19 protein-coding genes and 1 pseudogene are annotated in these 21,523 nt (G+C 70.3%); 7 read left to right on the top strand and 13 right to left on the bottom strand.

Features of this window, described 5'->3' with window-relative positions; genetic code table 11:
• Positions 1 to 12: 12 nt before the first annotated feature.
• From ADK54_RS39240 to ADK54_RS39225, 4 genes are all read right to left on the bottom strand, one after another.
• Entirely contained in the window at positions 13 to 2,097 is a 2,085-nt protein-coding gene (locus ADK54_RS39240) for an ABC transporter ATP-binding protein (RefSeq protein WP_053730632.1), read from the bottom strand.
• A complete protein-coding gene (locus tag ADK54_RS39235; RefSeq protein ID WP_234392396.1) occupies positions 2,094 to 3,044 on the bottom strand; it encodes an ABC transporter permease in 951 nt (316 codons plus the stop codon). Before ADK54_RS39235 ends, ADK54_RS39240 begins: the two co-directional genes overlap by 4 nt.
• A gap of 1 nt (position 3,045) precedes the next feature.
• Positions 3,046 to 4,029, bottom strand: a complete 984-nt coding sequence (locus ADK54_RS39230; RefSeq protein ID WP_053730631.1) for an ABC transporter permease — start codon at positions 4,027 to 4,029, stop codon at positions 3,046 to 3,048.
• Positions 4,030 to 4,367: 338 nt separating this feature from the next.
• On the bottom strand, positions 4,368 to 4,880 hold the full coding sequence (locus tag ADK54_RS39225; protein ID WP_053730630.1) for a carboxymuconolactone decarboxylase family protein: 513 nt from the start codon (positions 4,878 to 4,880) through the stop codon (positions 4,368 to 4,370).
• A 207-nt stretch (positions 4,881 to 5,087) separates the two neighbouring features.
• Here ADK54_RS39225 and ADK54_RS39220 point away from each other — a divergent pair, with 207 nt between their 5' ends.
• The 5 genes from ADK54_RS39220 (at position 5,088) to ADK54_RS39200 (ending at position 10,310) form a co-directional block, all read left to right on the top strand.
• Complete coding sequence (locus ADK54_RS39220) at positions 5,088 to 5,327, top strand: hypothetical protein (protein ID WP_053730629.1); 240 nt, start codon at positions 5,088 to 5,090, stop codon at positions 5,325 to 5,327.
• Entirely contained in the window at positions 5,327 to 5,701 is a 375-nt protein-coding gene (locus ADK54_RS39215) for a hypothetical protein (RefSeq protein ID WP_053730628.1), read from the top strand. Before ADK54_RS39220 ends, ADK54_RS39215 begins: the two co-directional genes overlap by 1 nt.
• A 162-nt stretch (positions 5,702 to 5,863) precedes the next feature.
• Positions 5,864 to 7,432 carry an oleate hydratase gene (locus tag ADK54_RS39210; RefSeq protein WP_053730627.1) on the top strand — a complete coding sequence of 523 codons (1,569 nt, stop codon included), beginning with the start codon at positions 5,864 to 5,866 and terminating at the stop codon, positions 7,430 to 7,432.
• Between the two features lie 84 nt (positions 7,433 to 7,516).
• On the top strand, positions 7,517 to 8,146 hold the full coding sequence (locus tag ADK54_RS39205) for a TetR/AcrR family transcriptional regulator (protein WP_053730626.1): 630 nt from the start codon (positions 7,517 to 7,519) through the stop codon (positions 8,144 to 8,146).
• Between the two features lie 115 nt (positions 8,147 to 8,261).
• A complete protein-coding gene (locus ADK54_RS39200) occupies positions 8,262 to 10,310 on the top strand; it encodes a HelD family protein (protein ID WP_053730625.1) in 2,049 nt (682 codons plus the stop codon).
• A gap of 31 nt (positions 10,311 to 10,341) precedes the next feature.
• On the opposite strand, the gene ADK54_RS39195 is transcribed toward ADK54_RS39200, so the two are convergent.
• A complete protein-coding gene (locus ADK54_RS39195; protein ID WP_053730624.1) occupies positions 10,342 to 11,052 on the bottom strand; it encodes a response regulator in 711 nt (236 codons plus the stop codon).
• Positions 11,049 to 12,260, bottom strand: a complete 1,212-nt coding sequence (locus ADK54_RS39190; RefSeq protein ID WP_234392395.1) for a sensor histidine kinase — start codon at positions 12,258 to 12,260, stop codon at positions 11,049 to 11,051. Before ADK54_RS39190 ends, ADK54_RS39195 begins: the two co-directional genes overlap by 4 nt.
• A gap of 149 nt (positions 12,261 to 12,409) precedes the next feature.
• On the opposite strand from ADK54_RS39190, the gene ADK54_RS39185 reads away from it, so the two are divergent.
• The gene (locus ADK54_RS39185; protein ID WP_078966985.1) at positions 12,410 to 13,984 is read left to right on the top strand and encodes a nitrilase-related carbon-nitrogen hydrolase; all 1,575 of its coding nucleotides are present in this window, start codon (positions 12,410 to 12,412) and stop codon (positions 13,982 to 13,984) included.
• 62 nt (positions 13,985 to 14,046) lie between these two features.
• Here the strand turns inward: ADK54_RS39185 and ADK54_RS39180 are convergent, their stop codons facing one another.
• A complete protein-coding gene (locus ADK54_RS39180) occupies positions 14,047 to 15,186 on the bottom strand; it encodes an MFS transporter (RefSeq protein ID WP_078966990.1) in 1,140 nt (379 codons plus the stop codon).
• Between the two features lie 679 nt (positions 15,187 to 15,865).
• Between ADK54_RS39180 and ADK54_RS39175 the strand changes: the two genes are divergently transcribed.
• Positions 15,866 to 16,219, top strand: a complete 354-nt coding sequence (locus ADK54_RS39175; protein ID WP_053730621.1) for a VOC family protein — start codon at positions 15,866 to 15,868, stop codon at positions 16,217 to 16,219.
• Between the two features lie 36 nt (positions 16,220 to 16,255).
• Here ADK54_RS39175 and ADK54_RS44320 read toward each other — a convergent pair.
• The 6 genes and pseudogenes from ADK54_RS44320 to ADK54_RS49020 form a co-directional block, all read right to left on the bottom strand.
• A pseudogene (locus ADK54_RS44320) lies at positions 16,256 to 16,458 on the bottom strand (DUF899 family protein); the annotation flags it as partial.
• A 109-nt stretch (positions 16,459 to 16,567) separates the two neighbouring features.
• Positions 16,568 to 17,734: a glycerophosphodiester phosphodiesterase gene (locus ADK54_RS39170; RefSeq protein ID WP_053730620.1), complete on the bottom strand. Its 1,167-nt coding sequence runs from the start codon at positions 17,732 to 17,734 to the stop codon at positions 16,568 to 16,570.
• A 249-nt stretch (positions 17,735 to 17,983) separates the two neighbouring features.
• Positions 17,984 to 18,193 carry a hypothetical protein gene (locus tag ADK54_RS46490; protein WP_159048024.1) on the bottom strand — a complete coding sequence of 70 codons (210 nt, stop codon included), beginning with the start codon at positions 18,191 to 18,193 and terminating at the stop codon, positions 17,984 to 17,986.
• 132 nt (positions 18,194 to 18,325) lie between these two features.
• Positions 18,326 to 20,338 carry an ABC transporter ATP-binding protein gene (locus ADK54_RS39165; RefSeq protein ID WP_053730619.1) on the bottom strand — a complete coding sequence of 671 codons (2,013 nt, stop codon included), beginning with the start codon at positions 20,336 to 20,338 and terminating at the stop codon, positions 18,326 to 18,328.
• A 58-nt stretch (positions 20,339 to 20,396) separates the two neighbouring features.
• Positions 20,397 to 20,843 (bottom strand): NUDIX hydrolase, encoded by a 447-nt coding sequence (locus tag ADK54_RS39160; protein ID WP_053730618.1) that lies wholly within the window; start codon positions 20,841 to 20,843, stop codon positions 20,397 to 20,399.
• A gap of 525 nt (positions 20,844 to 21,368) precedes the next feature.
• The coding region (locus ADK54_RS49020; protein WP_159048023.1) for a helix-turn-helix domain-containing protein at positions 21,369 to 21,523 on the bottom strand (155 nt) is incomplete at its 5' end.

Raw genomic sequence — 21,523 nt, 5'->3', positions numbered from 1 at the left:
AGGGGCAGGTGTTCAGCCGGCGTGGCAGGCGTACTCGTGCCCGGGCTGCCCGGGGACCTGGGCCGGTACGGGGCGTTGGGTGCGACAGAGCCGGCGCACACCCTCGTCGGCGAGGCGGTACAACGGGCAGCGGTCGACGAACACGCAGCCCGCCGGAGGCCGGGCTGCGCTCGGCAACTCGCCGTCCAGGACGGTGCGTTCGCGGGTGCGTTCCCGCTGAGGGTCGGGGACCGGGATCGCCGAAAGGAGCGCCCGGGTGTACGGGTGCCTAGGGTCGGAGAAGATCGTCTCGGTGTTCCCGGTCTCGACGATGTGACCCAGATACATCACCGCGATGTGGTCGGAGATGTACCGGACGACGGCCAGGTCGTGGGCCACCACCAGGTAGGCGAGCCCGAGTTCGCGCTTCAGGCGGGCGAGGAGGTTGATCACCCCGGCCTGCACCGACACGTCCAGGGCCGAGAGCGGCTCGTCGAGGGCGAGCAGCTTCGGCTCGGCCGCCAACGCCCGCGCGATGCCCACGCGTTGGCGCTGGCCGCCCGACAGCGCGGCCGGGAAACGGTCGTTGACCGAGGCGTCCAGACCGACCAGGGCAAGCAGCTCGTGGATGCGGGAACGGATCGACTCGCGGTCCCGCCCGACGGCCCGCAAGGGCTCGGCGAGCAGCTCGTACACGGGCAGCCGCGGGTCCAGGGCGCCGAGCGGGTCCTGCATGACGATCTGTACGTTCTGCCGCAACTCCCTTATGAGATCCGGGGATTGGGCCGCGCCCACCTCGGTTCCGGCGATCTCGATCCGGCCGCCTTCGGGGCGCCTGAGCCGGAGGATCTCAAGCAGCGTCGTGGTCTTGCCGCTGCCCGACTCGCCCACCAGGCCCAGGGTCTCCCCGGCCCGCAGCTCGAAGCTCACCCGGTTCACGGCGTGCAGGGTGGCGACCCGGCGCTTGAGGACGGCGCCCTTGGTGACCGGGAACGTCTTGACGAGGTCCTCGACCCGGAGCACCACGTCACCGACCTGTGTACGGGCGGATTGGGCGGGCTCGTCGAGGGGCGTTCCGGATCCGGCCGGATCGAGCGTTCCGGCGGCGATCTCGTCGGTGCGCAGGCAGGCCACGTGACCGTGCCCGGTGATCTCGCGCAGCCCGGGTTCGTCGGTGCGGCAGGCATCCAGAGCGACAGCGCAGCGGCTCGCGAAGGGGCAGCCGGGCGGGAGGCCGGCGGGGGTGGGTGGTTCGCCGCCGATGGGGACCAGGGGGCGGTGGACCCCGCTGTCCACGGTCGGGACGGCGGCGAGCAGCCTCGCGGTGTACGGCATCGTCGGGCGCCGGAACAGTTCCTCGACGCCGGCCCGCTCCACCAGCCGGCCCGCGTACATGACGGCGATGTCGTCGGCGTGGCCCGCGACGACCCCGAGGTCGTGGGTGATGAGCACGAGCCCGGCGCCGGTCTCGGCCTGCGCCAGGCGCAGCACGTCGAGGATCTGGGCCTGCACCGTGACGTCGAGGGCGGTGGTGGGCTCGTCGGCGACGAGCACGGACGGCTTGTTGGCGATCGCCATGGCGATGACGACCCGCTGGCGCATCCCGCCGGAGAACTCGTGCGGGAACGACTTGGCCCGCTCGCGCGGATCGGGGATGCCGACGAGATCGAGCAGTTCGACGGCCTGCTCCCAGGCCGCGTGTTTCGTGAGGTCCTGGTGGACCCGCAGGGTGTCGCAGAGCAGTCGGCCGACCGAGTAGATCGGGGTGAGCGCGGACAGCGGGTCCTGGAAGACCATGCCGATGGAATTGCCCCGTACCCCGGAAAGCTCCTTGTCGCCGAGCCCGATCAGGTTGCGCCCGCCGAGCAGGACCTCTCCGCTCAGGGTGGCGGAGGGCGGCAGCAGGCCCATGATGCCCATCGCGGTGGCCGACTTGCCCGAGCCGGACTCGCCGACGATGCCGAGCGTGCGGCCCGGCAGCAGGTCGAAGCCGACACCGCGCACCGCCTCGACGGGCCCGGCCTCGGACGGGAAGGAGATCCGCAGATCCCGTACCGAGAGCACGGGGGTGGCGTCGGTGGGCGGTGCGGGCTCGGTCAGAGGTGTCGCGAGGGTCATCGTCGGCCTCCAGCCGCGCCGGTCACGGACGTGGGGTCGAGGGCGTCGCGCAGCCCGTCGCCGACGAAGGTCATCGACACGGTGAGCAGCACGACCAGACCCGCGGGGAAGGCGAACAGCCAAGGCGCGCTGGTGATCGCGCTCGCACCGTCCGCGAGCATCGTGCCCAGCGAGACGTCCGGCGTCTGCACGCCGAACCCCAGGAAGGACAGGGCGGTTTCGCTGAGCACGGTCGAGACGACACCCAGCGTCAGATTGACGATCAGGAGCGAGCCGAGGTTGGGAATGATGTGCCGCAGGATGATGCGCAGCGGGCGCACCCCCATGAACTCGGCGGCCGTCACGTAGTCGCGTTCGCGCAGCGAGGTCGAAACGGACCAGATCACCCGCGCCGTGGACATCCAGCCGAACACCGTCAGGACGACGATGAGCACCCGCCAGTCTCCGGCGAGGCGGTGCGAGACCAGCGCGAGGATGAGGAACGAGGGGACGATCAGCAGGAAGTGGATGACGGCGAGCGTCGCCTTCTCGACCCGGCCCCCGAAGTACGCGGCGCTGGACCCGATGACCGCGGCGACGACCACGGTCAGGACGGACACGCTCACGGCGATCGCCAGCGAGCGCTGGAGCCCGTGCACGGCAGAGGCGTAGATGTCGTTGCCGCCCTGGTTGGTGCCGAACCAGTGGGCGGCGCTGGGCGGTTGGGTGAGCGCGGCGAAGTCGGTGTCGGAGTACGTGTGGGAGGTGAACAGGCCGCCGAAGGCACTGAACAGCACCAGGAGCAGGAAGATGACCACGCCTGCGACGGCGAGGCGGTTGCGCAGGAAGCGCCGCAGATAGAGCCGGCCGAGACCGATGTGCCGCTCGCTGTTCGAGAGGGGCCTCGGCACGGGCTTCCCCGCGAGCTTCTCCGCGGGCTTATGCGTGATGGTCGCATCTGACGTCATGTCAACTCACCCTCACCCGGGGGTCGAGGCAGACGGTGGCGATGTCCGCGAGGATCGCACCGATCGCGGTGAGTGCCCCGGCGAAGGCCGCCGTGGCGACCGCGCCGTGCACGTCGTTCTTGCTGATGGTCTGCACGAAGTACCGACCCATGCCGTTCCAGCCGAAGATGGTCTCCGTGATGACGGCCCCGGTGAACATGGCCGGGACACTGAACGCCACGGATGCCGCCGTCGGAATGAGCGCGGTGCGCAGGGCGTGCCGACGGATCGCCCGGGCCCGGGTGAGCCCGGTGGCCCGGGCGGTGCGGACGAAGTCGGCGTTGATGGTGTCGAGCAGCAGCGAACGCTGCGTCAGGTGGTAGCCGACATAGCCCATCAGGGTCAGCGTCAGGGTCGGCAGGATCAGGTGCAGAAAGCGGTCGCCGATCGTCGGCAACAGCCCTTGCACGCCCGGGGAGTTCTCCCCGGCGACGTACAGGAAGTGCAGTCCGGCATGCTGGTTCAGCCAGATGGCGACGAAGACCACGGCGAGAGCGGCGACGGACGCCGGAACGTTGAACACCACGATGGACACGGCCTGTGCGAGGCGATCGGCCCAGCCGTACTGGCGCGACGCGGTGTACACACCCAGCGCGACACCGATCACGACGGACAGGACCGTCGCCAGGAGGACCAGCTCCGCGCTGACGAGCGACCGGTAGCCGATCTCCGAGTTGACGGAGACGCCGGTGGGCGACCTCCCCCAGTCGAAGCGGAGCACCACGGAGGTGAACCAGTCCCACCACCGGTGCACGACCGGCACCTGCGGGTCCAGGTTGTACGGCGCGAGTGCGCGGTCGATCTGCGCCTCGGTGCGGGCGGGCCGCAGCTCCTTGAAGTTCGACCGCGGGTCGAGGAACCAACTGGCAAGGAAATAGGTCGCGTTGGTGGCCACCACGATCATCAGGAGCCAGCCCGTCGCCTTGCGCGTCACGTAGCGCAGCACGCGAGCCACCTCCTCACCGCACGGGGGAGGTGCGCCTCGGGGGCGCCGGGTCTGAGCGAGGTATGCATGTGCGGTGGAGCCTTCTGGAGGTACGGGAACGTGGGCACCGGGGTGCGAGCGCGAGTCTGGTCCGTACCTGGGAACCGGCACCAGGGTTCAGCCGCCGCTGCCACGAGGCCGACATGTGACCGCAGCAAACGGTCCGGTATCGGGGGAATTGCGCGAGCCCGGCACACCTCGCCGTTACGTTCCGAGTGGTGGAGGGGGCCGGCTCCGCCGACCCGTTCGGGCCCCGCTGGAAGATCGGGGCTCGAACGGCGATGTCCAAGGCCGGGGCGTCAGTTCCAGGGATCCGTGAAGGACCGTCCGGGCACCGGCTTGGCGATGAGGGCCACGGCGATGAAGAAGTTGACCTGCCCGATGGCGAACATCAAGGTGGCCAGCGCCTTGGGCTCATAGTGCTCGGCCGCGTGGGCGTAGAGCTCGTCCGAGACGCGTTCGCCGTGCGCGGCCGGCTGGAGCACGGCCTCGACGAGCGCGAGTGCGGCACGCTCGGCACTCGTGAAATAGGGCGAGTCCTGCCAGGACGCCACCGACGTGATCCGCTCCTCCGGCTCCCCGGCCTTGCGCAGGAACCCGGTGTGCAGAACGGTCAGGTAAGTGCTGCCGACGATCTGCCCCGCACGCAGCTGGACCAGGCTGATGGTGGCACGCGGCACCGAACCGTTGCCGGTGACCTTGAACAGTGCCGCCGACACCTGGGCCAGCTCGGGCACGAGCTGCGCGGGGTCCTCGGACATCCGGGGGACCATCGGTACTTCCTCGGTGATCGAGCGAGTTTCCACAACCATCTCCTCAAGGCATTCGCGTTGCTGTCGCTGCTTTGTCGCTGCTTGCTGTCACCGCTCTGACGCATCGCGACGGAGAAATGTGACAGGGCGGCGGGACCGCAGCCGAAATTCCTTCCGAGCCCAGCCCACCCACGCCTTTGACCTGCGAAGACTGGCAACTGACGCCATCCCGTAGCCGAGCAGGTACCAACTAGGTACCATCGAGGTATGCCGTCCTTGAACATCACCTTCACCGACGAGGAACTCGAAGCGGTCCGGGCCGCCGCGGCCGCCGACGGGAAATCGCTCAAGCAGTACGTCCACGACCTGCCCCTGCGCGAACAGCAGCGCCTGCAGTTCGTCCGGTACGCGCTCTCCTGGGGAGAACAGCAGCGCGCCGAGTTCGACGACGCCTTTCCCGACGAGGCGCCGCCAAGCTCGCGCAGCGAGGGGGTGGACGCCGCCTGATGGTCCTCTACATCGACGTCCCGTGGCTCCTGGACGTCCAGGAGCAGGCTGTCCCGGAAGACGTGAGCGTCGCCGACTACTCGGCCCTGGTCGCCGCGGTCGCTCGCCACAAGACCCGCATCCCCCGCCCGGCCACCGCCGACCCCGAACCCTCCTGGCGGGCGGCGGCCCTGCTGCACACGCTGGTGCGCCTGCAACCGCTGCCGCACCGCAACAGCCTCTACGCGTGCCAGGTGACGGCCGCCTACATGTACGCATCCGGCGAGGGCATCGACCCGCCGTACGGCGCGATGGTGGATCTCGTGCGGGACATCCAGGCGGGGAAGGTGAACGTGTACCAGGCCGCGGACCGCATCCGGGCCTGGCGAATCTGACGAGGCGTCAGGCGTCAGGCGGCGGGCGCCGCGCCCGATCGCAGCATGCCCGCAATTTGGGCGGATGTGGCAAAAGGGCGTAATTGCCTCAGGTGGCCTATCGTCGGGAACCCGGCGCAGCCCGGGTCCGGGGTTCACAGGCCTGACGAGGGAGAGCGGATCGTGGCGAAGGCGTACCTGGTGGGAAGCGGAGTCGCGGCGCTGTCCGCGGCGGCGTTCTTGATTCGTGACGGCGGGTTCGCCGGACCGGACATCCTTCTGCTGGAGGAGCAGGACCGGGAGGGCGGGAGTCTGGACGCGGCCGGTTCGCCCGAGACCGGCTACACCATGCGCGGCGGCCGTATGTTCGAGATCCACTTCGACTGCACCTACGACCTGCTCGGCTCGATCCCCTCCCTGGACGACCCGTCGAAGTCGGTCACACAGGACACCTTCGCCTTCCACGACGATTTCGCGTGGGACGACCACGCCCGGCTGGTCGACGCGGCGGGCAACGTGGTGGCCTCGCACTCCATGGGCTTCTCCGAGCGTGACCGCCTGGAGCTGGTCAAGTGTGTGGCCACCCCCGAGAGCCACCTGGACGGCAAGCGCATCACCGACTGCTTCAGCCCCGAGTTCTTCACCACCGACTTCTGGTGGATGTGGTGCACCACCTTCGCCTTCGAACCGTGGCACAGCGCCATCGAGTTCCGCCGCTACCTGAACCGCTTCGTGCACCTCTTCAAGACGTTCGACAGCATGTCGGGCATCTACCGGACCCGGTTCAACCAGTTCGACTCGATCGTCCGGCCCCTGCTGAAGTGGCTGACCGACCAGGGGGTGACCCTCCAACTCGGCACCCGGGTCACCGATGTGGGACTGGCCGACGGCGACGCGCTCACCGCGACCGGCCTCACCTGGACCAGGGGAGGGAAGAGCGAGGACATCGCACTGGGCCCGGACGACCTGGTCCTGGTCACCAACGGCTCGATGACGGCGAACTCCACGCTGGGCTCCACCGACACCGTCCCCGCCCTGGACACCTCCGGCTCCAGCGGATCCTGGAAGCTGTGGGAAACCCTCGCGGCCAAACGGCCCGGCCGGCTCGGCAACCCGTCGGCGTTCAACACCTCCGTCGCGGAGTCGACTTGGGAGTCCTTCACCGTCACCACCAAGGACCCCACCTTCTTCAAGCTGATGGAGGAGTTCAGCGGCAGCGAGGCGGGCAAGGGCGGTCTGATCACGTTCAAGGACTCCAGCTGGCTGCTGACCATCGTCCTCAACCACCAGCCGCACTTCCGCGAGCAACCCGACGACACCTTCGTCTGGTGGGGCTACGCCCTGTTCCCCGACAAGGAGGGCGACTTCGTCAAGAAGGGCATGGCGCAGTGCACCGGCGCCGAGATCCTGGACGAGGTGCTCCAGCACCTGCGCTTCGAGCAGGGCCCGCAGATCCTGCGGAACTCGATCGTCATCCCGGCCCTGATGCCGTACATCACCAGCCAGTTCCTTGTCCGCAGCCGGGGCGACCGCCCCGAGGTCGTACCCGAGAAGTCCACCAACCTGGCGTTCATCGGTCAGTACGCCGAGGTCCCCGACGACGTGGTGTTCACGGTCGAGTACTCGGTACGCACGGCGTGGACCGCCGTCGCCGGACTCCTGAACCTGGACAGGCAGCCACCGCCCGTCTACAAGGGCCAGCACAACCCCAGGGTCCTCGTCGAAGCACTCGAAACCCTGCATCGCCGCTGACCGGGTCGGCCGGGGCCCCCGGGGTGCGTCCGGGCCGCCGACGCCCCGGCGGGTCGTCGTGGCCGGGCCACGTACGCTCGTCCCATGGGTAGCGAGATGGGTTTGCGGGAGCGCAAGAGGCGGCAGACGTACGAGGCGGTGTCGGAGACGGCCATCGCGCTGTTCCTGGAGCGCGGCTTCGACAAGGTCTCCGTCGCGGAGGTCGCCGCGGCCGCAGGGATCTCCAAGCCGACCCTGTTCCGGTACTTCCCCGCCAAGGAGGACCTCGTACTGCACCGGTTCGCCGACCACGAGGACGAGGCGGCCTGCGTCGTCGCGGCCGGCCGGGCCGAGGGGGCCGCGCCGTTGCCCGCCCTGCGCGCCCACTTCCGCGAGGGACTGGAACGCCGTGACCCGGTGACGGGGCTGTGCGACAACCCCCACGTCCGCGCCTACTACGGGCTGCTGTACGGAACCCCCAGCCTGGTGGCCCGGCTGTACGGGTACCAGGAGCGGTCGGAGCAGGCGCTGGCCGCCGAGCTCGGGGAAGGGCTCGGCGCGCGCATCGCCGCCGGCCAGATCATCGCCGTACGGCGGATCCTCGCGGAGGAGAACTGGCGCCGGATCGAGGCGGGGGAGAGCGAGCGGGCGCTGTACCCGGAGGCGGTGCGGGCGGCGGACCGGGCGTTCGCACAGCTGGCCCAGGGGTTGGGGGCCGAGTACGGGGAGGGGTGAATCGTCCCGCGGCCCTGCCGCACCCCTCCCGCTGCCCATTGCGTGCCGGTCAGGCGTGTCCCCTCCATTCGTTACTGAGTAAAAAATGTAACCGGGTTGCGTTATTCTGGTTGGCATGAAGCCACTCGACCCGGAACTCGACCACGAGCGGACCTACCACGACACCTGCCGAGCGGCCCTGACCGCCATGACCGAGGGTGCCGGGCATCGCGTCGTCATCGGCGAGAACGCATTCGCCTCCGGTGCCGACGCCGAGGTGCTCGGCTATCAACTCCGCAGCTGGGCCAAGGAGTTGAGGGAGATGCCGGAAGGTCCGCTGTTCTTCGGGCGGCTCGACTTCGACGCGGCGGCCGACGGTGACCACGCCGGCCAGAGCTACCACATCGGCCGCCGCCGCATCAGCGAACACCCCTCCGCCCCGCCCCTGGTCGTCGACTGGCGGGCACCCGTCTCGCGCCGCTTCTACCAGGCGAGCGCCCGTGACCCCCAGGGCGTCGCGGTCCGCCGGCGGTTCGGCTGGGCGCGGGGGAGCTCCGGCGCCGCCGAGGACCTGACCGGGCTTGAGGACGAGCGCCTGGTGGCGGGGGAGGTGCGGGGCGCGAGCGCGATCCTCACCGGGGAGATCGAGCGCCCCCGCGTCGGCCCCATGCGGGACATCGCGGCGACCATCCAGCCCGAGCAGGACGACCTCGTACGCTCCGAGCTGGCCGAGTCCGTGTGCGTACAGGGCGCCCCGGGCACCGGCAAGACCGCCGTCGGCCTGCATCGGGCGGCGTACCTCCTCTACACCCATCCGCAGCGCATCCAGCGTCGCGGCCTCCTGGTGCTCGGCCCCAACCGCACCTTCCTCTCCTACGTCCGCGAAGTCCTCCCCGCGCTCGGCGAGTACGACATCCGCCAGTCGACCGTCGACGAGGAGATCGTGCGCGGAACCCGCGGCCGCGAGGTGCGCGCCGTCGACGAACCGGAGGCGGCGGTCGTCAAGCACGACGTGCGGATGGCCGAGGTGCTCCGTCGCGCCCTGTACGGCCGCGTCGCGCAACCCGTCAACTCCCTTGCACTGCAAGAGGGTTCGTACACCTGGCGGGTCTCCAGGGGGGAGCTCGCGTCGATCGTCGCCGCGGTACGCGCCGAGGCGCCGCCGTACGCCATCGGGCGGGAGCGGGTGCGCAGCCGGGCGGTCCGGGCCATCCAGCTCCAGGCGGAACGGCGGGCCGGGCCCACGAACAACACCTGGCTCCAGAAGATCACCAGGGCGCGTCCGGTGACCGGGTTCGTCGACACGGTGTGGCCGAAGGTGAAGCCGGAAGAGGTCCTGTCCGAACTGTTCACGGACCCCGACGCGCTGGCCGGGGCGGCCGGCGGCAGCCTCGATCCGGAGGAACAGAAGGCGCTCCTGTGGGCGAGGCCGCCGCGCTCGTGGAAGTCCGCGAAGTGGTCGGCGGCCGATCTGGTGCTGCTCGACGAGGTGGCGGGCCTGATCGAGCACCCCGAGGGGTACGGGCACATCGTCGTCGACGAGGCGCAGGACCTGTCCCCGATGCAGTGCCGGACGATCGCTCGGCGCGCGGTGTTCGGTTCGCTGACGGTGCTCGGTGACCTGGCCCAGGGCACGACCCCGTGGGCGGCCCGCGGCTGGTCCGGGCAGCTCGCCCACCTGGGCAAGCCGGGCGCCGAGGTGGTGCCGCTGACGACGGGGTTCCGGGTGCCGGCCGCGATCGTGGAACTGGCCAACCGGCTGCTCCCCGCGCTCGACGTGGACGTGCCGTCCGGTCAATCCATGCGCAGGGACGGCGAGTTGAGCTGTCGGAGTGCCGCGTCGCCGCAGGAGCTTGCCGAAGCGGTGATCGATGCGGTGCGGGCGGCGCTGTGCCGGGAGGGCTCGGTCGGCGTGATCGCGGCCGACCGCGACGTGCCCGCGCTGAGCGCGGCCCTGGAGTCGGCCGGCCTCGACGCGGCGGCTGCGGCACGGGTCGCGCTGCTGCCCGCGACGCTCGTCAAAGGCCTCGAATACGACCACGTGGTGGCTGTCGAACCGGCCGAGATCGCGGCTGCCGAGGAGCGCGGCCTGCACCGGTTGTACGTGGTCCTGACGCGGGCGGTGTCCGGCCTGGAGATCGTCCACAGCAGGCCGCTGCCCAGGGAGTTGGAGCCGGTGGGGTGAGTTCGGTGATGGCGGGGACCGGGCGGCGGGGTCAGGTCCCCGGCGGCATCCGGACGACCGCGGCAAGGCCTTCCTGGTGGGCGAGCAGGGCGGCCTGGACCCGGTTCTCAAGGCCGAGGCGGGTCAGGATGCGATTGACGCGGCTCTTCACGTTCCCCTCGCTGAGGCCGAGGGCCGAGGCGATCCGGGCGTTGGACAGGCCCCGGGCCACCAGCACCAGGACCTGGAGTTCGCGCTCGGTCAACAGGGCCGCGAGCTCGCCCTCGCGCGGAGCGGGAGCCGGGGCATGCGGCAGGAGGGCGGCCGGCAGGGCGGTGACGGTGTCGATGAGGCGGCGCGTGACACTCGGAGCAAGCACCGCCTCTCCGTGGGCTGTTGAGCGAATGGCCTGGGCGAGCTGGTCGGGAGGGCTGTTCTTCAGCAGGAAGCCGACGGCCCCGGCCCGCAGCGCGGCATGCACGTACTCGTCGAGGTCGAACGTGGTGAGCACGAGGACCCGCGGAGCCGGACCCGGCCCGGGCCAGCACGTGGTGATGCGCCGCGTGGCCTCGACGCCCGTCGTGCCGGGCATGCGGACGTCCATCAGCACGACGTCGGGCCGGACCTCGACGGCGCGCGCGACGGCCTGCTCTCCGTCGGCCGCCTCGCCGACGACCGACAGATCTTCACGGCGGTCGATGACCAGGCGGAGACCGGTCCGGACCATCTCCTGGTCGTCGACGAGCAGTACTCGGATGGTCATGCGTCCGCCTCCGCCGGTAGGGGCGGCTTCGCGAGGAGAACCGCGTGCAGTCGCCAGCCGCCGTCCTCGCGCGGCCCGGCCGCCAGTACGCCGTCGAACGCCGCCACGCGCTCCCGCATGCCGATGAGACCCCGCCCGGTCCCGGGGACGGGCTCGTGCCCCGGTGGCGCCGGGTCGTTCGCGACCTCGATCGTGACGCGGGAGTCGTCGCCGCCCACGGTGACCCGCACGCCGACGGGACCGGCGTGCTTGATGACATTCGTCAGTGCCTCCTGGACGATCCGATGGGCCGAGACCCGCAGCCCCGCGGACAGCGCGGTCCCTGCCCGGACCTGCGACACGTACGTCACTCGGCAACCCGTCGCCGTCGCCGCGTCGATGAGCGGTTCGAGGTGGTCGAGGGACGGTTCGGGCGCGAGCTCCCGTTCGCGGAACGACAGCAACCCGAGGACGCGCCGCATCTCGATGAGCGCGGTGTCGGCGGTCCGCGCGATGAGACCGACGCACTGCACGGCCTCGGCGGGGCCGGATCCGGGCGCCATGACGTCCTCGGCGGCCCGCGCCTGAACGGCGATGGCACTGACGTGGTGGGCCACCACGTCGTGCAGGTCCCGGGCGATGCGGGCGCGCTCGGTGACCACCGCCTGCCGGGCGTTGAGTTCCTGCTCGGCCCACAGGCGTCGATTGAGCTCTCGCAGGCGTTCCGCGTCGGCGCCGATCCTGCGTCTGTTGCACCCCAGCAGCCAGGCGAGGGCGAAGAAGAAGACGAAGGTCGTGGTGCTGATCGGCTCCAGTGACCCCAGGCGCGGCACTTCCCAGTGCCCGGTGAGCGCATCGGCGGCGGTGGTGGACGCGAGGCACAGCAACGTCCCGAGGAGGCTCGCAGGGACCGGCGTGTAGCGGGCCGCCGCATACACGCCGATCATGAGCAGGAACGGGCCGGGTATGCGGCCCTGAACGGGACCGAGTGCCTGGAAGGCCACGTAGAGGCAGGTCATCGCCGCCAGCACGGCCGACGGACGCGTCCGCCGCCACAGCAGCGGAACGGTCTGCGCTCCCCACAGAGCCACTCCCCAGCCGGCCGGCTCCGGAGTGCGGTCCAGCACGGTGGCCACGTCGAACAACGTCAGGCCGCCGCCCAGCGCGACGTCAAGCAGTCGCGGCCGGCCGGCTATCCATCGCCGCGCGGCTCGTGGCGCGGCTTTCATGTTGATGACCATCTCGGTCCGTCAGGCTAGACGAACGGGGGCGCCGAGCGGATCGTCCCCCGGTCGCGCATCGATAGTTGCGTGGGTGCGCGGGAGATCGCCGTGGAGACGGAGGTGCCACGGGCAGACGCCCGCCTAGCGTCTTCGCCATGACGAACCTACCGCCGGCGAATCTCCTCGCCGCCTCCACGGCACAGCCTCCCCAGGGTGCAACGCCCACGATCAACTCCCCCAAGAATCAAGGGAGTTCGACGCCTTCCCGATACGGTCTGCTGGTGCTCGGCACGGGCACGATGCTGTTCGCCGTGGGCGGCCGGTGGGACATCGCCGCCGCGGCCTGGATCTTTCCCGTGCTCCTGCTGCGCTTCGCCCGCCAGAGCCGAGTGCGGTCCGCGATGCCAGGGATCTGGCTGGCACACATCGCTGCCGCCGTCTTCTGGATCCAGGAGTCGGAGCTCGGCTTCAACCCCGTCGCCATCGTCGGCGCGATCGCGCTCGCCGCCCTGCAGACGCTGCCGTTCCTGGCCGACAGGCTGCTCGTCGGCCGGTTGCGTCCGGCGGTGGCGGCCCTCGCCTTCCCCGCGGCCTTCGCCGCCACCGAGTTCCTGATCACCCTGGTCACTCCGCTCGGCACGGCGTACGGCTGCCTGGCCGTCACGCAGTACGGCGACCTCCCGCTTCTGCAGGTCGTCTCGGTCACCGGGCCGTGGGGGATCGGCTTCCTGATCGGCTACTTCGCGAGCACCGCCAACCGGATCTGGGAGCGGCCCGCGTGGCGCAGCGGCCTGGTCTACGGGACGGTGCTGCTGAGCGTCGTGCTCGCCGGCGGGGCCCGGCTCGCCTTCGGCCCGCCGGAGGGAACCACCGTGCGGATCGCCGGGGTGAGCCCCGGCCGGACCGTGACCGACGCCCTTCAGAGCACGCTCGGGCGGATCGACGGCGGGCCGGCCGACATCGCCGCCGCGCCCGCCTCGCAGGTGGAGCCCGCGATGACCGCCGTCGAGAACGACCTGCTGGCCGCCACCCGGCGCGAGGCCGCCGCCGGGGCGAAGATCGTGATCTGGCCCGAGGAAGCCGTCAGGACCCAGGAGTCCCACGCCCCCGCCGCCATCGCAGCCGCACAGGAGCAGGCCCGCCGGTCCGGGATCTACCTGGAGATCGGCGTCCGCGTCTACAGCACGACCGCCCCCGCCTTCGGCCGCGACGAGGCACTGCTCATCGACCCCCGCGGGAAGGTGCTGTGGACCTACCAGAAGGCGCACCCCATTCCCGGCTCGGAGAGGTACGCGCCGGGCGACGGCCGAGTGCCCGTCGCGGACACCCCGTACGGCCGCATCGCCAATGTCATCTGCTACGACGCCGACTTCCCGGCGATGATGCGAACGCGGGCCGACATCATGCTCGTCCCCTCCGCCGACTGGAAGGAGTACGGCGCCGCGCACACCGCGAAGGCGAGCCTGCGGGCCATCGAGGGAGGCTACTCACTGGTGCGGCAGGACGCGCAGGGGGTTTCGACCGCCTACGACAACAAGGGCCATGTCCTGGCCACCACCGACTACTTCACGACGGGGCAGCAGACGACGGTGGCCTATGTGCCCACGCACGGCACCACCACGATCTACGACCGGATCGGAGACACCTTCGCCTGGCTCTGCCTGACCGCAGTGGCCGCGCTGACGGCCCTGGCGGTGGCCCGATCCCGGCGCCGTACGACCGACGCCTGAGGCACGAGTCCCAACTGAGGCCAGGGCCCGAGGGATTAATCCCCCCGCTAGGGCAGCTGCTCTCAGTCGACGGGGCGGCTGGTCCTCATCCGCGCGTATGCGTACACGCACCCGGCCAGCGCCAGGTCGGACAGGAGCATGAAGCCGATCGAGTACGAGCCCTTCGCGCTGTAGATCGCGCCCATGACCAGCGGCGGCACGAAGCCGCCGAGGCCGCCCATCGCCCCGACGATGCCGGTCACGCTGCCCACTTGGGGCTGCGGTGTCACCTGGGAGACCAGCGCGAAGACGCTGCCGCTGGCCGTTCCGAGTCCGGCGCCCATGCACAGCAGGGCGATGGTGCCGCCGGGGTACAGCGTGGGGTCGAAGGCCTGCACGATCGCGAGCAGGGCGACCACACCGAGTGCGGCGGCCGTCACCAGTGCCGGGTGGACGCGGTCCGAGAGCCAGCCGCCGATCGGCCGGAAGACGACCGTGGCCAGGGCGAACCCCGCCGCCTTGGAGCCCGCGTCCGTCGGCGACAGCTCGTACCAGGTCTTGAGATACGTGGGCAGGTACACGCCGAACGCGACGATTCCGCCGAACCCGATCGCGTACAGCGCGGACAGTTCCCACGTCACGCGCAGCCGTCCCGCCTGCCCGAGCCGCGATGCGAGCGAGGCCGTCGGCACGGGCCGGTCCGGCCGATCGGTGATCAGCAGCGCCGCCAGCACGGCGTACGCGGCGAGGGCCACGGCCACGACGACGAACGGCAGGTGATAGCCGTGCTTGGCGATCCGGGGCGTGAGGTATCCGGACAGGGCCACGCCGCCCATGCCCATGCCGAACACGCCGAGCGCGAAGCCCCGTTTGCTCGGCGGGAACCACGAGTTGACCAGGGGAATGCCGATCGCGAACGTCGTGCCGCCCAGGCCGAGGAGGAAGCCGACCACGAGCATCAGGCCGTAGCTGTCCCGTGCCGGAATCAGGAGGAGGACCGGCACGATGGTCAGCGCGGCCATCAGCGGGAACATCAGCTTCGCGCCGTAGCGGTCGGTCAGCGCTCCCACCGGAATGCGCCCGAGCGAGCCGACGAGCACGGGGACGGCCACGAGCAGCGACTGCTGCAACGAGCTGAGGTGCAGCCGGTCCTTGTAGTCACCGGCCAACGGCGCGATCAGGTCCCACGCCCAGAACGTCAGCGTGAACCCGACCGTCGCCATCACCAGGTTGCGGTACGCGGCGGCAGAGGGTTTCAGATCGCTGTGCGCGGCGGTGGAGGGCTTCGCAACAGTGTCCACGTCCCCAGTCAAGGCGCCCGCCGGATTCCGGGCGCGCCGGACTGCGCCGTACGAGGTACGTTCGTGCCCGGGCCGAGTCACCCGTTCGGGCCGGCCGACGCCCAGCCTGACCTGCCGCTAGGCCCGATCGCGCACTTGGCGACACCTTCCCACGGGGGTACGAGACGACGATTCGGCGTCCGGGCCTGCCCGGCGACCTGCCGCGGCCCGAGACCCTCCGGGCGCGCTGGGGCCTGCTCGCGGTACTGGAGGCGACGACCGAGGGCGAGGTCGCGCGAGCCATGGACCTCGGGACAACGGCGCTATCGGTCCGACGGCCGTCCTGGACCGAGCCGAACGGTATGAGCTGACCCCTCAGGCGCTGGAGTCCTCGGTCGCCGCCTCCGCGTACGACCACTGGGATCTCCCGGCCATGCTGCGAGCCCTTCACCTGACGGGCCTGGCGGGTGAAGGGGTTGATTCTGACGTGGCGTCAAGTCGCTTGCGAGTGACCTGAGTTGGTGGACGCCGCGCCGTGCCGACGTCGTGCTCCGCCCGTGGAGCCACTTCGCATTGGGTAGCGTGGGGGTTCCGCACGTTCCTGCGTCCCACGGAGTGGCTCATGCGCGTTCGCCGGATCGTCCCCAACTTTCAGTCCGAGGGGCAGGCTCTCGCCGAGAGTTCCGACTTCTACGGTGTGCTCGGCTTCGAGGAAGTGATGAACCACGGCTGGATCGTCACCCTCGCCTCCAGGGACAACCCCGCCGTGCAGTTGAGCCTGATGACCAAGGACCTGACGGCCCCCGTCATGCCGGACGTGAGTGTCGAGGTCGAGGACGTCGACGCGGTGCACCGGGCGATGGTGGAGCGCGGCGCCGAGATCGTCCACCCCCTGACGGACGAGGAGTGGGGCGTCCGTCGCTTCTTCGTCCGCGACCCGAACGGCCGGGTGATCAATGTGCTCAGCCACTCCTGAGGCATCCGTCGTGGGCGGTGCGACCGAACCACATGGGTTGTAGACGATCGGCTGGGCCTTACGTCGAAGATGTCCGCCAGCCGGACCGGCCCCTCCTCGCCTTCGAGGGTGTAGTCGGGCATCTCGACCATCGGCAGCTTGCGGCGCTGGGCGGCAACCGCGTCGAGTTGCCGAGTGGCGGCCTCCTCCTGCACGTGCAGCTCATCGTGTGGGGAGCGGCCACACCCATGGTGAGGCACCCCGGACGACGTACACCCGAGGACACGCCTCGGGCGCGTCGATCGTTCCCCACCCGCATGACTGCGAGGGTGGGTGGGAGCCGGGCATCGGTCCGGGGCGCGGGGCGGGTCAGCGGCGGCGGAACTCCGCGGCGGCCAGCAGCGCGGTGTCCGGGTCGTCGGAGAACAGACCGTCGATGCCGGTCGCGAAGAGCGCCTTGAAGTACGCGAGCGCGTTGCCGTAATCGCCGGGGTTCTTGCCGACCCGGAAGTCCAGCGGCAGGAAGTTGTTCTCGTTCCGCACGGTGTACGGGGTGAGGAAAAGGCCCGCGGCGTGCGCGTCGCGGACGAGGGTGGTGGGCTTGCCGAGGTTGCCCTGGCCGTCCTGCGCGATGATCTGCGGCAGCCAGGGGCCGATGCCCTGGGCGAAGCCGGCGATCCACTTGAGCCCCTCGGGCTTGAGGAGGTCGGCGGTGGTGCGCGGGTCGCCGGACTCGACGAAGTCAGCGGGCCTGACGGACGGTTCGTCGAGCAGGACGGTCTTGGGGCACTTCACGCCCAGTTCGCTGAGCCGCTTGAGGCTGCTGGGCTCGAAGGACTGCAGGATGTTCGGAGCGTGCGCGGTGTGCCGGCCGTAGCGGCGCAGCAGCTTGGCGAGCGGCTCCTCGATGCCGAGGCCCAGCTTGCGGAAGTAGGTGGGGTGCTTGGTCTCGGGGTAGATCCATATGGGGCGGCCGCGGCGGCGGCCCTCGCGCTCGGCCCACTGGAGTACCTCTTCGAAGGTGGGCACTTCCCAGTGGCCGTTGTACATGGTGTTGTGCTGGCGGACGTCGGGGATGCGCTCCTTGGCGCGCAGGGTCTTCAGCTCGGCGAGCGTGAAGTCCTCGGTGAACCAGCCAGTGATCTTCGTGCCGTCCACGGTCTTGGTGGTCCTGCGGCCGGCGAACTCGTGGTGGTCCGCGACGTCGGTGGTGGCGGAGATGTCGGGCTCGTGCCGGCAGACCAGGTGCCCGTCCTTCGTGGGGACGAGGTCACCGGCCTCGATGACGTCCGCGCCCATGTCGAGGGCGAGTTGGTAGGAACCGAAAGTGTGCTCCGGACGGTAGCCGCTGGCGCCGCGGTGACCGATGACGAACGGTACGGGCAGCTTAGCGGGCGCCCCGGCGGGCGCCGACCGGTCCGCCGGCCCCGTGCCGGCCGCGTTCGCCTGTCCCGCTCCGGCCAGTACCGCCGCTCCGGTGCCCAGGGCCGCGGCTCCCAGTACCGCCCGCCGCCCCGGCTCGTGCCGCTTGTCCATGCCCGCGCTCCTTGCTCTGTGTCGGGCCCCGCACTGCCCGGTGAAGATCCGGGCGTTCCAGGGTTTTCCGGTGCATCAGCTTGCTCCGGGAGGCCACTTCGCACGCCTCCCGGAGGCACCTTGATCGTAAGCACGGGCGGCTGAGGCCGAGGAGGCGCAGGGGGTTACCGCGAGGAATGGACGGTGGGAACGGCCGGGTTGGGGAGGCGGCGCGGACAGGGACTACGACGGTGACCAGGACAGCCGGGCTTATCTTCCGCAGATCGACACGACCGTTGCGACCACGACCGTCCCCGTGGCGAACCCGGCCATGACAGAGCGCAGTATCTCCAGCCGGAGGTCCGTCAGCCGCTCGGGCTCACTGAGGCAGTGGTTCGCCTGCTCGCCCCGCGAACTCCCCAGCCAGTACACGTCCGGCAGCTCAGCATGGACGGGCTTCGACTCAGACAGTTGGTCCACGATGCGTTAACGCCCGCTGCCCGATCCGAGCAACGACGTGCGGGCGGACCGCAACCCAACCGCAATCGTGCGCCCGGGCCCGGGCCCGGGCCCGGGGCAGTCGCGGAGCGCCCGGGCCCGGATTCGGCGTGGTCACGTCGGCTCCGTCTCCGGGGCGCTCGCGGACAGGTAGCCGGCGGCCTGCAGGGCGAACATCTCCGCGTATTCGCCACCGAGGCTCATCAGGTCCTGGTGAGAGCCGGATTCGATGATACGGCCGCGCTCGAAGACGTAGATCGTGTCGCACTCGACGACGGAGGCGAGCCGGTGCGAGATGAGGACGGTGATCTGGTCGCTGCGACGGTCGCCCTTCAACACGGCCTGGTACACGGCGTGTTCGGCGCGGGGATCCATGCTGGCCGTGGGCTCGTCGAGGAGCAGGACGGGGGCGTCCTTGTACAGGCCGCGCGCCACCGCGACCTTCGCCCACTGGCCCTCCGACAGCTCCTCGCCGTTCTTGAACCGCTTGGACAGGACCGCACCCCAGCGGTCCCGCAGTGCCGCGATCACCGTCTCGGCGCCGCTGGCCCGCACCGCCGCGAGGGCCCGGGGCGGGTCGGCCTCGGTCAGGGTGCCGCGGGAGACGGTGATGTTGGCGAGGGCGCTGAACGGGAAGTGGACCGGATCCTGGAGGACCATCGCGACGCGGGACTGCAGCGACTCGCTGTCCATGGTGGTCACGTCCACGCCGTCCCAGCGGATCGCTCCGTCGCCCACGTCGTACAAGCCCGCGAGCACCCGGGACGCCGTCGACTTGCCGCTGCCGTTGACGCCCACGAAGGCGACGGTCTGGCCTGCGCGGAGCGTCATCGAGACCTGGTCGAGCGCGGGGCTCTCCTTGCCGGGATAGGTGTAGGTGACGTTGTCCAGGCGGACCTCCTTGACGGTGGTTGGCGCCTGAACTCCGGTACGTCGGGGCAGCATCGTGCGACACCGCGCCTGGAAGGCGAGGAGGTCGTCCACCCACATGGCGTGCTCATACACCAGGTGGGCCACGTCGACCACCCTGACCAGGGCGGACCTGCTGTTCTGGATGGCCAGGACCGCGCCCGCGCCGACGCCCAGCGGCAGCCATCCGTGGATGAGCATGGCGCCCAGGACGAGGTAGGTGACCGCGGTGCCGAGACCACCGGTGGTCCGGCCGAGCAGGGAGAGACGGGCGGAGTGCAGGTCGAGGCGGGTGTCCTCGGCGGCGACGTGCCGGGTGAGGCGGAGGTGTTCGTCCAGCAGGGCCCGCTGGGCGGTGTTGGAGCGCAGCTCGGCGGCGGAGTCCCGGTCGAAGAGCAGCCAGGAGAACACCTGGATGCGCCGCTGGAGGGCGTTCCACCGGCGGAAACTGTGGAAGCGCGCCCGTGCCGCGCGGACCGCGGCGACACCCACCGGCACGACGGACAACGGCAACAGCAGGATCAACAGGGGGTGGAGCACGGTGATGACGCCGGCGGTGCCCACCAGGCCGAGCAGCGCGGCGGCGAGACTGACGGCCTGTCCGACGATCTGCCGCGAGTAGAACAACCCCCGGTCCCTGGCCCGGTACGCCTCGTCGTGCCAGTCGGCGTCGTCGACGACCTCAAGGCGGACGTGCGCGGTCAGCTCCAGGAGCTCGGTCTCCAGGGCGGTACGAATCTTGGGGGTGAGCCGGGCCTGGGCGACGGAGACGCCGTACTCCAGCAGGGCACGCAGCGACAACAGGCCTACCACGAGGGCGAGTTGGGGGACAGCTGCCTGTACCCGTCCGGGGGTCGGACCGGACGCGAACAGATGCTGGGCCACCCCCACGGTGGCCACCAGGCCGAACGCCGTCATCGCCGCCGCGGCCATCTGCAGCACGGCCAGCCGTACCGTCGCCCCGCGGTCTGCCTGCCAGGCGAGCCTCCCGACCTGCTTCAGGATGGCGGGGAGGCGTCTGAGGATCTGCCCGACCGACGCCTTGGCGGCGGCGCCGTCGTAGACCGCCCAGTACGCCTCTTTCATGCCGTCCACGATGTCGTCGCCATCGGCGGCCGGGGCCAGGGCGGCGGGAGGCAGATCAAGGAGCTCTTCCCGAGGGCGCGGGATGGTGGCCGCGTCGCCGCCGGTGCTGTCACGTCCGTCCGCGTCGGTCATGCTCGCTCCCTCGTCGTCGTAGCCCTGCTTGCCGCATGCGCAAGCGGCTGTGTACGGCTCATGCGCCCCACCCCATGGAGGAGTAGAGGCGGTTGGCGGCAATGGAGGTGAGTGCCACGGCGGTGTAGTCGACGAGGGGGCTGGGCAGCGACGAGGTCGGATACCACCCCAGTGCGATGCAGCGGTCCGGCTCGCAGATCTTCGGCGTGCCCCGGTAGTCGAGGACGCGGAAGAACAATTGCATGCGCGGGCTGCTGCCGGCGGCGTTGCCGCGGTAATGGAGCACGTGGACCAGGCGGAGGTCCTGGCGGTCGATGAGCACGCCGAGCTCCTCGCCCGCTTCCCGGACGGCACACTCCGCGGCCGACTCCGCTTCGAGATGCCCGGCCGGCACGTGCCACTCCCGAGCCGCGAACCGGGCGTTGGGGGAGCGCTGTTGGAGGAGTACCTGTCCAGCCTGCTCGAACACGAGATGAACGCCGATGATGTTGGGCTGGGTTCGCATGGAGCTCCTCCGAAAGGCATCAGTGCGGACAGGTGCTCGGAAAACTTGCCTGTCGGGTCATGCGTAACGGTGAAGACCGGGCGAACTATCGCCCGGATGTTCCATCCCGCCCCGGAGCTCCGTACTGCCGGGCTGGAACCTCGTGATCTTGAGTTCGAACCACCCCTGGGGGTCTGGTCACCTGATTCAGTGATTGCGTTTTCTTGAGTGCGGAGGCTTGGCGGCGGTCGCTGAAGGCGTCGCCGAACCGGATGCCGACGGAGAAGTTGAACTCGTCGGGGCGGAGCCGCTCTTCCGCTTCTGCGCGAGGGTCCTGGACGGCGTTCGGGAGCAGGCCAACCGCCTCATTGAGTTTTCGCGCAGGTAGTCCGAACTCCGAAACGGGAGCCGGTTTGTTCCGTCGGGATGGTGCGTGTGGTGGGTGGTTTGGGGGCCGTTGTACTCCGGCCCACCGGGGCCCTGTACGCGGAGGAGGGGCGCGGTGTCTGCCGCCGCCGTGATCGGAGGGGCAGCGGCTTGGGAGTGTCACGTCGGCTGGGATCGCTGCCGGTACTGGAGGGGTGAGCAGCCCAGGTGTTTTTTGAAGACGCGGGCGAAATTTCCCGGGTTGGGGAAGCCGCAGCGGCTGCCGACCTGGGATATGAGTTCGTTGCTCGTGGTGAGGAGGCGGCACGCGGTGT

Origin of the sequence: Streptomyces sp. WM6378, assembly GCF_001279695.1 — a bacterium.
Taxonomy (GTDB): Bacteria; Actinomycetota; Actinomycetes; order Streptomycetales; family Streptomycetaceae; genus Streptomyces.
This window is presented reverse-complemented; position numbering and strand designations above follow the sequence as displayed.